13 protein-coding genes are annotated in these 13,559 nt (G+C 57.1%); 9 read left to right on the top strand and 4 right to left on the bottom strand.

Annotated elements, in window-relative coordinates:
* Positions 1–388 precede the first annotated feature (388 nt).
* From LU196_RS07115 to LU196_RS07085, 7 genes are all read left to right on the top strand, one after another.
* Positions 389–1,843, top strand: coding sequence for an NAD(P)-binding domain-containing protein (locus LU196_RS07115; protein ID WP_232758593.1), 1,455 nt, complete (start codon positions 389–391; stop codon positions 1,841–1,843).
* Positions 1,840–2,322, top strand: a complete 483-nt coding sequence (locus LU196_RS07110) for a hypothetical protein (protein ID WP_232758594.1) — start codon at positions 1,840–1,842, stop codon at positions 2,320–2,322. The genes LU196_RS07115 and LU196_RS07110 overlap by 4 nt, the downstream gene beginning before the upstream one ends.
* Positions 2,319–2,885 carry a peroxidase-related enzyme gene (locus tag LU196_RS07105; protein ID WP_232758595.1) on the top strand — a complete coding sequence of 189 codons (567 nt, stop codon included), beginning with the start codon at positions 2,319–2,321 and terminating at the stop codon, positions 2,883–2,885. Before LU196_RS07110 ends, LU196_RS07105 begins: the two co-directional genes overlap by 4 nt.
* An 11-nt stretch (positions 2,886–2,896) precedes the next feature.
* Complete coding sequence (locus tag LU196_RS07100; RefSeq protein WP_232758597.1) at positions 2,897–3,634, top strand: amino acid ABC transporter ATP-binding protein; 738 nt, start codon at positions 2,897–2,899, stop codon at positions 3,632–3,634.
* 20 nt (positions 3,635–3,654) lie between these two features.
* Entirely contained in the window at positions 3,655–4,470 is an 816-nt protein-coding gene (locus LU196_RS07095) for a transporter substrate-binding domain-containing protein (protein ID WP_232758599.1), read from the top strand.
* A gap of 77 nt (positions 4,471–4,547) precedes the next feature.
* Positions 4,548–5,234: an amino acid ABC transporter permease gene (locus LU196_RS07090; protein ID WP_232758902.1), complete on the top strand. Its 687-nt coding sequence runs from the start codon at positions 4,548–4,550 to the stop codon at positions 5,232–5,234.
* A gap of 16 nt (positions 5,235–5,250) precedes the next feature.
* The gene (locus tag LU196_RS07085; protein ID WP_232758601.1) at positions 5,251–5,943 is read left to right on the top strand and encodes an amino acid ABC transporter permease; all 693 of its coding nucleotides are present in this window, start codon (positions 5,251–5,253) and stop codon (positions 5,941–5,943) included.
* An 81-nt stretch (positions 5,944–6,024) separates the two neighbouring features.
* On the opposite strand, the gene LU196_RS07080 is transcribed toward LU196_RS07085, so the two are convergent.
* Positions 6,025–6,897, bottom strand: coding sequence for a LysR family transcriptional regulator (locus LU196_RS07080; RefSeq protein WP_232758602.1), 873 nt, complete (start codon positions 6,895–6,897; stop codon positions 6,025–6,027).
* 93 nt (positions 6,898–6,990) lie between these two features.
* Here LU196_RS07080 and LU196_RS07075 point away from each other — a divergent pair, with 93 nt between their 5' ends.
* Both LU196_RS07075 and LU196_RS07070 read left to right on the top strand, forming a co-directional pair.
* Positions 6,991–7,974, top strand: a complete 984-nt coding sequence (locus tag LU196_RS07075; RefSeq protein ID WP_232758605.1) for an aldo/keto reductase — start codon at positions 6,991–6,993, stop codon at positions 7,972–7,974.
* 56 nt (positions 7,975–8,030) lie between these two features.
* Complete coding sequence (locus LU196_RS07070) at positions 8,031–9,212, top strand: MFS transporter (protein WP_232758607.1); 1,182 nt, start codon at positions 8,031–8,033, stop codon at positions 9,210–9,212.
* 86 nt (positions 9,213–9,298) lie between these two features.
* Here LU196_RS07070 and LU196_RS07065 read toward each other — a convergent pair whose 3' ends face one another.
* From LU196_RS07065 to LU196_RS07055, 3 genes are all read right to left on the bottom strand, one after another.
* Positions 9,299–10,480: an MFS transporter gene (locus LU196_RS07065; RefSeq protein ID WP_232758608.1), complete on the bottom strand. Its 1,182-nt coding sequence runs from the start codon at positions 10,478–10,480 to the stop codon at positions 9,299–9,301.
* A 538-nt stretch (positions 10,481–11,018) separates the two neighbouring features.
* Entirely contained in the window at positions 11,019–11,714 is a 696-nt protein-coding gene (locus LU196_RS07060; RefSeq protein WP_232758610.1) for a response regulator transcription factor, read from the bottom strand.
* Positions 11,711–13,444, bottom strand: a complete 1,734-nt coding sequence (locus LU196_RS07055; RefSeq protein ID WP_232758612.1) for an ATP-binding protein — start codon at positions 13,442–13,444, stop codon at positions 11,711–11,713. The genes LU196_RS07060 and LU196_RS07055 overlap by 4 nt, the downstream gene beginning before the upstream one ends.
* Positions 13,445–13,559 lie beyond the last annotated feature (115 nt).

The following is a 13,559-nucleotide window of genomic DNA, read 5'->3' as shown; positions in this document are numbered from 1 at the left end:
CGGCGAGCGGGGCTGGCGCAGGGCCGGGGAGTGCAGAGGGCGCGGCCTGGCGCCCTCTGCTCGGTCGCCGCAACGCGGCAAAGGCACCTGCCACAGCCTGTGGCGAACGAAAGCAGCACCGTGCTAGCGGAAAAGCACCGAGCCGCTGCCTGCGGCATCCCTCTTATAACAATTCCTGCATAACATATAAGAAATCCATTGGTTAAAAGCTGAGCGCAGCGATTGACTCGCTGACGGGGCGGGAGGATTATGCGAAAACTTCGGCGCCATTATGCGCGGTGTAAATAATTAATCTTTTAGTATGTGTTAATTGAATGGTTGAAACGGCTCGGCTGCTGCACGTCATGCGTGCGTGCATGCCGACGTATCCACCCTCAGGGAAATTGCTATGACCAATGCAGCCAATGGCCTCGCGGCGCTCGAAGCGCAGCTTCAGCAGGATTTGGAGTACCTTGAACTCCCGGCTAAACCTTGGGTACCTGAACGTCAGTACCAGGGCCGCGCCGTGCGCGATGTGGTGGTCATTGGCGCGGGCATGTGCGGACTGGCGGCACTGGCAAAGCTCACCCTCACCGGCATCAGCAACGTCGTTGCCTACGATGCGGCACCCGCTGGCAAAGAGGGACCATGGGTGACCTTTGCGCGGATGGAAACGCTGCGCTCGCCGAAAAGCCTGCACGGTCCGGCGCTGGGATTGCCGCAGCTCACCTTTCGCGCATGGTTTACCGCGCAGTGGGGCCGCGCGGCGTGGGACGCGTTGGACAAAATTCCCAAAGCGCAGTGGATGGATTATCTCATTTGGTATCGTCGCGTGCTCAATCTGCCGGTGCGTAATGACGTCCGCGTCAGCCAGATTAGCCAGGCGGATGATCTGATTGCGCTGGATCTCGACGGCGCAGAGACCGGACGCATTTATACGCGACGTCTGGTGCTGGCCACCGGCCGTTCTGGACTGGGCGGCGTGGCGGTGCCCGCCTTCTTGCAGGGCATCGATCGGCAATTTTGGGCGCACTCCGCCGATGACATCGATTTCACCGCGCTGCGCGGTAAGCGCGTCGCGGTCATTGGCGCTGGCGCATCCTCAATGGACAACGCCGCCACGGCGCTGGAGCAGGGCGCAGCGGGGGTGGATCTGCTGATCCGCCGCAAAGCGATGCCGCGCATCAACAAAATGACCGGTATCGGCAGCCAGGGCGTGGTGCATGGCATGCATCATCTGCCAGACGCGTGGAAGTGGAAATTTGTCGCTTACACCGCCACCACGCAAACGCCGCCGCCGCGCGCGTCAACGCTGCGCGTCTCGCGTCATGCCAACGCGCGCTTCCTGCTGGACTGCGCCATCAAGGGCGTCACGCAGGAGCCGCAGGGGCTGCTGCTGGATACCACTCAAGGACCGCTGCGCTACGACTATCTGATTGCCGCCACCGGTTTTACCAACAACTTCCACGGTCGGTCCGAATTCGCCGAGCTCGCGCCGCACATTCGCACCTGGGCGGATGGGCGCTGGCAGCCGGAAATGGGCGCGCCCCGGCCGGGCATGATCGACGCGCCGGATCTGGGCCCGACCTTTGAGTTTCGCGAGCGGGTAGCGGGCGCCTGCCCGATGCTGGCGCACATCCACTGCTTTAACGATGCGGCGATGCTGACGCACGGCAAAGTATCCGGCGATATCCCCGCCGTGAGCGCCGGGGCAGAACGCCTGGTGCGTGGGATTACCGCCTCGCTGTTTGCTGAGGACGTTGAGCAGCACTACGCCCGTTTAGAGGCGTTCGACACCCCTGAATTACAGGGCGATGAATGGGTTGATTCCACCCCGTTACTGAAACAGGAGAATGCGTTGTGAGTGACGCTATTGATAAAGCCGCCGGACTGGCGCCAGACGATGCGCTTTACCAGACGCGCCGCCTGCGGCCTGAATTTGTCGAGGGCGCAGCACAGTGCCAGGCCTCGGTGCTGACGCCGGAGACGGATCAAGGCTTATCCACGGACGTGCGTCTGGCGCTGGCGCAGCGCATGGCCCTGCTTAACCGCGATGCCGCCTTGGTGCAGGATTACCAGACACAGCTGGCGGCGCATCAGCCCAGCGCGGCGCTGCTGGCGCTGGCGGCGGGCGAGCCGGTCTCGGATGAGCCACTGGCAACGCTGGCGCGTCACGCCGACTGGGTCACGCTGAACCCGACGCAGGCCACGGAGCAGCATATTCGCCTGCTGGAGCAGGCGGGCTTTAGCCATCCACAGATTGTGGCGCTCTCAGAGCTGGTGGCCTTTGTGAATTTTCAGACGCGCGTCACTGCGGGTCTTCGCCTGTTGAGGTCCGCATGATTCCGTCCGTTAATCTCAAACCGCTGCATTGGCACCCGTGGATCGCCCCGGTTGAGGTGGATGACGCCACCCCCGCACAGCGCGAAGCGATGAAAGTCACGCCGTCGAACAAGAAAATCTCCGAATATGTGCGCACGCTGGTGCACGATCCCGAGAGTTACACCGCACGTACCGTGTTGTTCAACGCGATTATGTATGTGGAAGGCGGGCTCGATCGCGCCGATCGCGAGCTGGGCGCGCTGGGTGCGTCAATCGTCAACGGCTGCCGCTACTGCGCGGTGGTGCACGCGCGGCGCCATGCGCAGCTGGCGGGCAGTGATGCCGTGGTCAGCGCAATTTATTTTGACCGTGCGGACGCGCTGTCGTCCCGCGACGCGGCGATCTATCGCTTCGCACGCCGTCTGTCGGTCACGCCGTCGGAGGCGACGCCGGAGGATATCGCCGCGTTACGCGCCGAAGGTATGGATGACGCGGAAATTCTCGACCTTATCCACGCCATTGCCATTTTTGGCTGGGCCAACCGTCTCATGCACGTGCTCGGCCATGCCGACCTGAACAAATAAGGGCGCGAACGATGTTAGAGCTCAACAATATCACGCTCGCCTATGGCGATAATCCCATCCTGAAAGGCGTCAATTTGTCGGTCAAACGTGGCGATGTGGTGTCGATCATTGGGCCAAGCGGCACGGGCAAAACCACGCTACTGCGCTGCATTAACGCGCTGGCGAAACCCTCCGCAGGCACCATCCAGCTCGATCAGATCCACATGGATTATGCCGCGCCGAATAAGGCGGCGATCCAGGCGATCCGCCTACGCACCGCCATGGTATTTCAGCAGTTCAACGTCTTTAAAAACATGACGGTGCTGGAAAACGTCATGGATCCGCTGCGGGTGATCCAGGGCAAAAGCAAAGCCGAGGCGCGGACGATCGCCCTGCAGGAGCTGGAGCGGGTGGGGCTGGGCGCAAAATGCGATCACTATCCCTCCCAGCTTTCTGGCGGTCAGTTACAGCGCACCGGCATTGCGCGCGCCCTGGCGGTACGCCCGGATGTGATGCTGTTTGATGAGCCGACGTCGTCGCTCGATCCCGAATTGGTAGGCGAGGTGCTGAAAGTGATCAAAGACGTCACCTCGTCCGGGATCACCTCGCTGCTGGTAACGCATGAAATGCAGTTCGCTAAAAGCGTCTCAAATCGCATTGTATTTATGGATCAGGGCGTCGTGGCCGCGCAGGGCAGCCCGACAGAGATATTTGACCACCCAACCCTGCCGCGCCTTGCACAGTTCCTCAATTCAGAACGCGTCTTCTAATCATAAAAGGAAGCAAAGACATGCCTGCACTCAAAACCACCTTACGTCGCCTGGCCGCGCCCGGCATCATCGCACTGGCCCTGTTTAGCGGCAGCAGCGTCGCTGACGCGGTGCGCACCATAAAAATTGCCACCGCTGCCGAGTCCAAACCGCTCTCCTGGGGCGCGATCGGTCACGAGCCGCAGGGCTATGAGCCCGACGTGCTCAAAGCCATTAACGCCAAGCTGCCGCAGTATAAGTTCGTGATGGAAGGCGCAGCGGATATCGCCCAGGAAACCGGGCTGGCGACCGGGAAATATGACATGGCCACCGGTGGTTATTACAAAGCGCCAGCGCGCAGCAAACAGTTCCTGATCCCGGATGCCCCAATGGGCGCCAGTCTGATGAAGATCTACAGCCGCAGCGATAGCGCGATTAATGGCATGAAGGATCTGGTTGGCAAAAAAATCGTGCCGGTTACCGCAGGCGGCGGCGTTTACAAGTTTGTGATGCAGTGGCAGCAGGACAATCCCAGCGACAAGATCGACATCAAAGCCTCCAGCGCAGGCGTCCCCTATCCGGATCGTTTGAAAGAAGTGCAGAACGGCAAATATGACGCGCTGATCCTGCCGTCAAATCTCGGCGAACAGACGGTGATCGATAACCAGAAACTGGCGATCAAAGCCAGCGAGCCGGTGGCGGTTAATAACACCTATGTGCTGATCCATCGCTCGGCGGACAATCAGGCGCTCAACGACGACATTGCCCGCGCACTGAAAGAGCTGAAGAGCGACGGTACGCTGGATAAGCTATCGCAGAAGTGGTTTGGCGAAGATGTCACTCAATATATGAAGTAAGGGATTTACGGCGCCGCGCGGGTCGCGGCGTCTGCTGTCACCGTTAGCAGGAGTGTTTTATCGTGAATCTCACCGCCATGATTCCCGAATTGTTGTCAGCGCTGCCGCTGACGCTCGGCATAATGTTGGTCGCTATGCTGGTCGGCTTTGTGTTGGCGCTGATCGCCACGCTGTTTCGCGTGCGCCGTATCGTACTGCTCAGCCAGTTGGCCGATCTTTATGTCTCTTACGCGCGAAGCGTGCCGGTGGTGCTACAGCTGTTTGTGGCATTTTACGGCCTGCCCCTGATCGTCGATCGTTTCGGCCTGAGCGACATCTTCACCGCCAACGTCGCGGCGATGATTGGCTTGAGCCTGTATCACGGCGGCTACCTGTCGGAAGTGATGCGACCGGCCTATCTGGCCGTGGAGCGCGGCCAGCACGACGCGGCCGACAGCATGGGCTACAGCTTTCGCCAAAAATTGCTGCGCATCGTCGGCCCGCAGGCGGTGCATTTTGCGCTGCCCGGCTACGGCAATGCGATTATCTATCTCATTCATAACGTGGCGCTGGTGATGTACATCGGTGCGGCTGACGTAATGGCGACCGCGCACCTGATCATGGAGCGTGACTATAACCAGTATCAATTTGGTACTTACCTGGTGCTGGCGGTGCTCTATTCACTGCTGTGTCTGGTGGCCTGGCTGATTATCCGCTTCTTTGAACAACGGCACGCGAAATACAGTGCGAAATCAGCCACGCGCGTGACCTTTACCGGCGTGTGATCGCAAGGAGAAAACCATGTTTGATGCGGACGTTCTGCTACCGGATTTCTGGAGCATTCTCGATGCCGTTCCGGTTACGTTGCTGATGGCGGTGACCATTTTTATCTGCTCCACGCTGCTCGGCGGGCTGTTTGCATTTATTGAGCATCGCCGCCTGCCGGTGCTGCGCCAGCTGGTGATCGCCTATAAAGTGGCTTTCAAAGGCGTGCCGATGGTGGTGGTGATTTTCCTTGCCTACTACGGATTGCCTGCGGGATTGCACGGTCTGGCAACGCTGCTGGGCGTGCAGATTAATGCCCACCTGTTGCCCAATTGGGTGATTATCGTGGTGGCGCTCAGCGCCTGCGTGGCGGCCTTTCAGGCCGAAGTGTGGAAAGGGGCGCTTAACTCGTTTGACAGCGGTCAGTCTGACGCCGCGTTGTCGCTGGGCTACAGCGGCGGGCAGCTGTTTCGCCGGGTGATGTTTCCGCAGATTATCGTGGCGGCAATTCCCGATTTGGCGAACGCCTTTATGGTGATCATGAAAGCGCTCTCGCTGGCGTTTGCCATTGAAGTGGTGGACATTTTTGCCCAGGCGCAGCTCACCGCCGCGCTGAATTTCTACTACCTGGAAGCCTTCCTGATTGCCGCGCTGTTTTACATGGTCATCGCCTATGTGGTGACCAAGGTGGCGGATATGATCGAAGCGCGCTTGCGGATTCGTACTTGATGGCAGCAGTGTGGGCCGCCGCCTCAGGGCGGGGGCATCACGCGTGCTCACCTTGGTTAAACACGCGGATTACGCCTGTTTTCACGGCATCATCAGGCGATCTTTGCTCACCTCAAACAGCGCAATGAGATGATCGGCGAAGGCTCTCACGCGTCTTGAGCTGACCAGGTCCGAATGCATGACCAGCCACAAGGATTGATCCACACCCAGATCGGGATCGAGGCAGCAGAGCCCTTTGTCCCGAGCCATAAAATGGGGTAAGACTCCCAGCCCCAACCCTTCTGAAATGGCGGATACCTGTGCCCGCAGTGTGTTTGCCTCTAACCGACAGGGTTTACCGCGCAGCCTCCGGGTTATCCAGCGTGCGGCAGGCAAGTGCTGGTGTGTTTCAGACCAACCCACATAGTGCGTCTCACTCATCTGTATCTTTTCGAGGTAGGAGGGGGCACCGTATAACCCAAAACCCACGGTGCCCAACCGCCTGATGGTCAGATTCCCCACATCAGGCTTGACCATACGAATGGCCATATCGGCGTCCCTGCGATGCAGATTTACCGACTGGACGCCACTCAACACCTCTACCCGCAGCTCGGGAGACCTTTCAAGCAACGCTTTCAGCGAAGGCAGAATAAAATGGGTGGCCAGATTTTCTGAGGTTGCCAGACGGACAAGCCCGGCAATCTGGCCCTGACGCTGCGCCGACTCGCTGAAAGCGTGTCCCGCCAATTCAAAGGCTTCAGCTCGCTCCAGCAGCGCTTCGCCATCATCGGTTAGCCGATAACCGCTCTGATGTCGGCTGAAAAGCGGAACGGACAGGGACGCCTCAAGCCGGTCAAGGCGTCTTGACGCGGTTGCAATGCCTATCTTCAGCGCCTCTGCTGCGCCACTTAGCGTACCCGCGCGAACAATGGCCAGAAACACGCGCGTATCGTCCCAGTTGAAGTCTTTTTGCATGCTTTTTCCGATTATGGAAAACGAGTATCCGTTTTCATGTCTGTTTTCTAATTTTGATCGCAATGATACTGCAGCCCTCACAAGGAGATAAATATGCAAACACGTAATCTGACGCCAACGCTTCGCGTTTCTGCACTTGGCTTGGGCTGTATGGGGATGAGCGAATTTTATGGCCCGCGTGACGATCGCGCGGCTATGGCCGTACTGGATAACGCGTTGGCCTTGGGGATGACGTTCCTCGACACCGCCGATACGTATGGTTGCGGTCACAATGAAGAGTTACTGGGGAAGTTCATTAAGTCGCGCAAACCCACGCTGACGCTGGCGACAAAATTTGGCATCGTGCGCCAACCTGGCGAATACCAACGGCGGCTGTGTAACAAGCCAGACTATGCTCGTCAGAGTTGTGAGGCGTCACTTAAACGCCTTGGCGTTGAGCATATCGATCTTTTCTATGTGCACCGCATTGACGCCAGTACGCCGATTGAAGAGACCTTGTTCGGCCTGTCGAAGCTGGTGCAAGCGGGTAAGATTGGGCACATCGGATTATGCGAAGTGAGCGCTGAGACGCTCAGGCGCGCCCACGCTGTTCATCCCGTGGCAGCCGTACAAACCGAGTACTCCTTATGGAGCCGCGATGCAGAGACAAGCATCCTGCCGCTGTGTAACGCGCTGGGTATTGGGTTTGTGGCCTATTCCCCCTTGGGGCGGGGATTTCTGACAGGACGATTTCAGCATCAGCCGCTTCCTGACAAGGCGGATTTCCGCCGTTCGCTACCGCGTTTTCAACCGGAAAATATGGCCATCAACCACACGTTAGTGGGGATGCTCACCAGGCTGGCAGAGCGCAAAGGCTGTAAACCCTCACAGATAGCGCTAGCCTGGATACTGGCGCAGGGCGAGAACATTGTGCCTATACCCGGCACATGCAACCTGAGTCGCCTGAATGAAAACGCGCGCGCGCAGGACGTGCAACTCTCTGGCGCGGAACAACAGGCAATACGCGCCGCCCTTTCTCGCATTCCCATTAGGGGGGAACGTTACACGCCTGAAGGCATGAAAGGGATAAATGCCTGAATGCTTAGCAAAAATACCTTTATCGCCCGCCCCTAAATTCTAAGAGTACACATGGTATGAATGACACCGTTTTATCCGTAAGACAAGAATCAACGCGCATTTGGGTGGCCGTTACCGCACTTGGCGTGAGCGCATTTTCAATTGTGACCAGTGAACTGGCACCTGTGGGCATGCTCAGTCTGTTAGCAAAAGATCTGAATCAGACTGCATCGGGCGCAGGCTTGGTCGTGACGGCTTACGGCTGGGTTGCGGCCCTGGCCGCACTGTTGTCTGGCTGCATTCCCGCGCAAATTTCACGTAAAGCCCTGTTAGTGGCATTGATGACGATCCTTGCTCTCTCCTGCGTGGCCGCGGCGCACGCTTCTTCTATGTCCGCGTTAATGTATTCCCGCATGGTAGGCGCGATGGCGCACGGAGCATTCTGGGCGTTGATCGGTATTGTGGCTTCTCAGCTTGTCCCAGCGGAGAAGCTTGGGCTTGCGACAGCGGTAATTTTTGGCGGCGTTTCTGCGGCAAGTGTTCTGGGCGTGCCACTGTCCAGTTTGATTGCCGACATGACTGGATGGCGCACTGCATTTATGGCCATTGCGCTGATCGCCTTTGCCACCGCCTGTGTTCTCTTCTGGACACTTCCGCCGCTATCAGGGGCCCGCCCGCTAAGGCTGGATGTTTACGTTGGGATACTCAAAAATCCCATGCTCCTTGCTTTGTTCGGTGCCACGGCCTGCATTATTACTGCGCACTTTGCTGCATTTACGTATCTGGAACCTCTGTTAACGCAGGCACAGCAGGTCCCCGCGTCCGCTATTTCCGGTTTGCTGCTGATGGCCGGACTCGCCGGCATGCTAGGAAATATTGTTGCCGGAAAACTGATTGACCGCCATCTCAAGAACTTGATCTTATTATCATTAATCCTGAGTTCCGCTGCCCTTGCTATGCTGGGAATCGCCATGACTGCCCCCTTGCCTTTGGTGTTCAGCGGCTTGTTGCTCGCCGGATGGGCTGCAGGTATCGCGATTGTGTTTGTGGGATTGCAGACGTGGCTGCTACGGAGTGCCGGTGAGGCGGCGCAGCCAGCGTCAGGGGTGTATGTTGCCATTTTTAACACCGCGATCGGCACCGGTGCACTTGTTGGGGGGCAGGCGTTAGCGATAGCTGGCCTTCAGGGGATGGCCTTGCTTGCGGCGGGTGTCATGGCGAGCAGCATAGCGCTGATCGCCCGGTTAAAACCCCAGTGAATAAGCGCGATTAGAGAGGGTTCTTGATGCACGTGCCGTCGGTAATGCGTGCCAGTCACGCTGCATCTCCGACGGCGCAAAAGAGGTTAGGCTTTCTTTTTACTGAGTAAGCAGTAGCCAACAAAATAAGCGGCAGCAAACACCACGGCGACCACGTAAAGATGAGAATATTGCGTGAGCAGTGAACCGGTAAATATGGATGAGATCATACCGATGTAAACACCAGCGTACTGCATGGCGGCAATCATCGGCATATCTTTGATATCGCTTTGCAACACGATATCGGCTTGTAACTTAAAAAAGGCCAGTTCGAAAAAGAAGATATAGAAAAAATAAGCGGTGAAGCTGGTGTAAACGCTGATGCCGAGTGAGGTAAGCAGCATGAACAGGGCGCTGATTATGGCCATGTAAAGCGGATTAAACTTCACTCCGCGACGATTATAAACATAGTAAAAAAGTGCGCCAGCCAGGGCGGCACCGCTGTTAATTAATTGCAGGTAGCCCACATAGTTTTCAGGCAGGTTCAATACGTGAGAGGGCAGGGTCACGCGCGAGACGTTAAAAAACCCCTGAAAGAACGTAATAAACAGCACGAAATTAAGAAAGGCTTTTTTCAAAGGGGCATGGGCGGCTAACAGCACAATAAACGACTTAAGCGATCGCGTCTGTTTTTGCCCTTGCGGGTGGAGATTGAGTTTAGGCAACAGGTAAGCGGATACCACCGAAACCACAAATAACACCGAAATCATTGCCATGGCAAGGTGCGGTGACATCTCGCCCTTGATACTGCCCATTAGCATCCCCGCAAGCCCCCCTGCAATAAATTGGGCAGTAAGCGTAAGGGGAACGGTGGTCTCAATTTTATCGCCGCTAAAATAGTGTTTTATCGCGACAATACGGCCTACGCGTTGCAGGGCGTCAATGGAGCCGATGAGCAGTCCGCCTAACAGCGCCAGCGTAGGAAGCGCAGGAAGCAAGCTAAAGATAAAAAGGGTGCAGACGGCGGCCGCGATATTGCTGACCATTAATAATTTTCGCGGCGAGGTTTTTTCCGCAATGCTCTGCACCTGATTAACAAACAGCACGGGCAAAATCATGGGCGCATAAAGCACGGCCTGCGACAGAATAATATTGCCGGTGGCATGGTAAATGTACCAGGAGAGATAGATATAATATAAGGTTGAAGCGCTGATAGAGCAGAGGTTTACCGCCCATATCAACCGACTTGTCCATACCGGCGACGGGGCTTGCAGTGCACGTTCTTCCATGGTGACCACCTTCCTTTTAAGCTTTGTCATGAAATCGTCATACAAGGCGTGTAGGGTAGAAATCATTAAGATACCTAACCTATATGCGCGTTATTTTTATGTCAATTAATGTAATGTTTTCACGCTATACCATTTACATTAGCGTTTATCGCTGTTTTTTATCTCCCTCTCCCTATTAAAAAGGCCTCTTTGCAGAAGGGGTTGCGTTTTGTTCTTTTCACTCGCACCGGGAAACGTTTTTTCCGCTTTTTAAAAAAATCTTCATGCGACAAAAATAACGTTACCTATCACGTTAAACTGATGATAAATATCATTAATGATTTTGTGTGCAACTGTGTCAAATAACGTGCAATGGGGTGTTGAACAGGGTAAGTGGCGCGTAGGGGCAACGGGCAATAAATTTCATCTTGTTGAACGCACCAGCCAAAGGGCTAACGCGCACTTGTGGCGCCAAGCGTTCTGCGCGTAGCCGGGGGCTTCGCTTTGCTCAAGCTTGAACGCCTCGATCGGTGCAGATGCCTTGCCGCAGGCAGATAGATTAATTCAAATGCGAAAAGTGTTCGCTGTACTTAAACAACTCCCGATCCGAACGCAGCCCCAGCTTGCGCAATGCCGTCTGCTTGTGCCCGCTGATGGTTTTACGACTGCGTGCGTATTTACTGGCAATTTGGGTAATGCTTAAGCCGTCAAGGTAGCAGCGCAGCACTTCCAGCTCACGCGGACTTAAGCTACGCAGCATGACTTTATCCACGCTGCCATCTTCGCGCGGCGGCAAATAGTCGTGCATCTCTTGCGCCGACTCATTAAGGCGATCCAGCTCCAGCAGCATGTCGGCCGTGAGAAACAGTTCGCGCCGCGCAACCTGGCGCAGTCCCGCCAGTAAGACTTCTGACGTGTGACTCTTCCCCACGAAACCAAGTACGCCTGCTTTCACCAAAAGCTGAACAATCGCGGGCTTCTCCACGGCGGAATACACTAAAATACGCAGCGCAGGCAGGTGCCTTAACAGCTGGTTTACCAGCGCGATGCCATCCAGATCCTGCTCGTTGAGCATGTAGTCAAGAATCAGGATATCCACCGGGTGGTGCTGTATGAATGCCAGCAGCTGCTGGCGCTGCGTAAACGCGCCCGCCCAGATGAAATCCGTTTCTTCAGCCAGGCGATATTCAATGGCTTTACCAATAAGAGGATGATCGTCCAGAACGACGAGGTGCAACGGCGATGGGCTGTTCATGACGTTATCTCATTTGTGAAGGGGGAGGTTGTGCCGTTGAGCTGCTGGAAAAGGTGCTCCAGCTCGGCGAGCGCCGCGGTGACAGCGGGCATGATCTGCTGTAATTGTTGGGCATCGCCACACTCAGCGGCCTGCTCCGCCGCGAGGCAGCTCTGCTGTAGGCGCGATGCGCGCAGTATCAGTGCGCTGCCCTTTAATTGATGGGCGGCGTGACGGGCGACGGCAAAATCATTGCGCGTTACGGCCTGCTGCAAACGCTTAAAGTCGTGCGCGTTTTGCTTTCGCGCCAGCGCCAGGAGCGTGTGAAGGGCAGCGGTATTGTGCGCCGTGAACAGGTTAAGCGTGTGCAGCGTTGCTTCCTGCCTGGCGGCTAACGCGGCGTTCACGCGTGGCAGAAAATCCGCTAACGCCAGCGGTTTGACCAGGCAGTCATCCATTCCCGCAGCGAGTGCCCGCAGCCTTTCTTGCGTCTCCGCGTTTGCCGTCAGACCAAATAGCAGTGCGCGCTGCCACTGGCGTTGCTGCTCTTCGGCGCGCAGCAGGCGGGCAAAGCGGACGCCATCAATCTCGGGCATGCGGCAGTCGGTCAGGATGCAGTCCGGCTGGTACTGACGCCACAGCGCCAGCGCCGTGCGTGCATTTTCCGCCAGCAGCACCTGATGTCCCGCCTGCATAAGCTGCTGTGACAGCAGCTGACGCTGTATCGCGTTATCATCCACCACCAGCAGGCGCAGTGCGGGGGCGGGGATCGCGCTTGTGGCTATCGGCGGGTGCGCTGCGACAGCCACCGCTGGCGGTGCCGTGAAGTGCAGGGTAAACGTACAGCCTTGTTGCGGCGTGCTCTCTACCTGCAGATCGCAATCGAGCTGCTCTGCCAGTCGTTGGCAAATCGCCAGCCCCAAGCCGCTGCCGCGGGCTTGCGTATTCGAGGTGTGAAACTGCACGAAAGGGTCAAACATGCGCTGCTGCTGTTCCGGCGTGAGCCCCGGGCCGCTGTCGCTCACGCACAGCGTATAGCGGCTCTGCTGGCTATCGCTTTGCTGTAGCGTCACCGTAATCGCGCCGCGCGCGGTAAATTTAATGGCGTTACTGAGCAGGTTGCACAAAATCTGCTTTAGCGCCGTAGGATTGAACAATACGCAGGTGTGGTGCACGCGCAGCGTCACGCTGAGCGCCAATCCTTTCGCCTGCGCCGCCGGGCGAAACAGCGCGTCGACATCGTGCAATACGTTGCTCAGCACAATAGGTTGAGGCGGTGACAAATGTGCTCCGGACTCAATCTTGGCCAGATCGAGTTGCTTGCCCAGCAGATCCAGCAGCGTACATGACGTGCGCCATGCCGCCGTGAGATTGCGCTGGCGCTGCTGGGCATCACGGTGGTTGCGGCGCTCGAGTGCCAGCAGACCGACCAGCGCGGCCAGCGGGGTGCGAATGTCGTGACAGGTATCTGATAAAAAGGCGCTTTTCGCCTCACTGGCCCGCAGTACGATACGGTGCGCCTGGCGTAAGTTACGCAAGCGACAGACAAGTTGGTTTATGCGGCGCTGCCGGGTATGCACCTGCTGCAGCTGGCGCCTCAGCTGTGCGCGCAGCCGCAGGGTGTGCCCGCATAAGCCGAAGAGCCCCATTGCGGTGACACCATGCAGCGCCCAGACAAAATCTAACGCTTCGACAACAGGAAAAGCGCTTTTCCACAATGACACCGCGTCCAGCGTGCTTTCCCACATCATGAGTCTCTCAGTTTAGAGAAAGAAAACCTTCACGCCGCCGGGGCGACGCTTCCTGCTAACTCAGGGTCAGCTTGATAGGAGAGCGACAGCGCATCGGACAAATTTAACGTCGATT

The organism is Pantoea sp. Mb-10, from assembly GCF_021272205.1.
GTDB lineage: Bacteria > Pseudomonadota > Gammaproteobacteria > Enterobacterales > Enterobacteriaceae > Pantoea.
The sequence above is the reverse complement of the archived record's forward strand: the minus strand, read 5'-3'. Positions and strand labels throughout refer to the sequence as shown.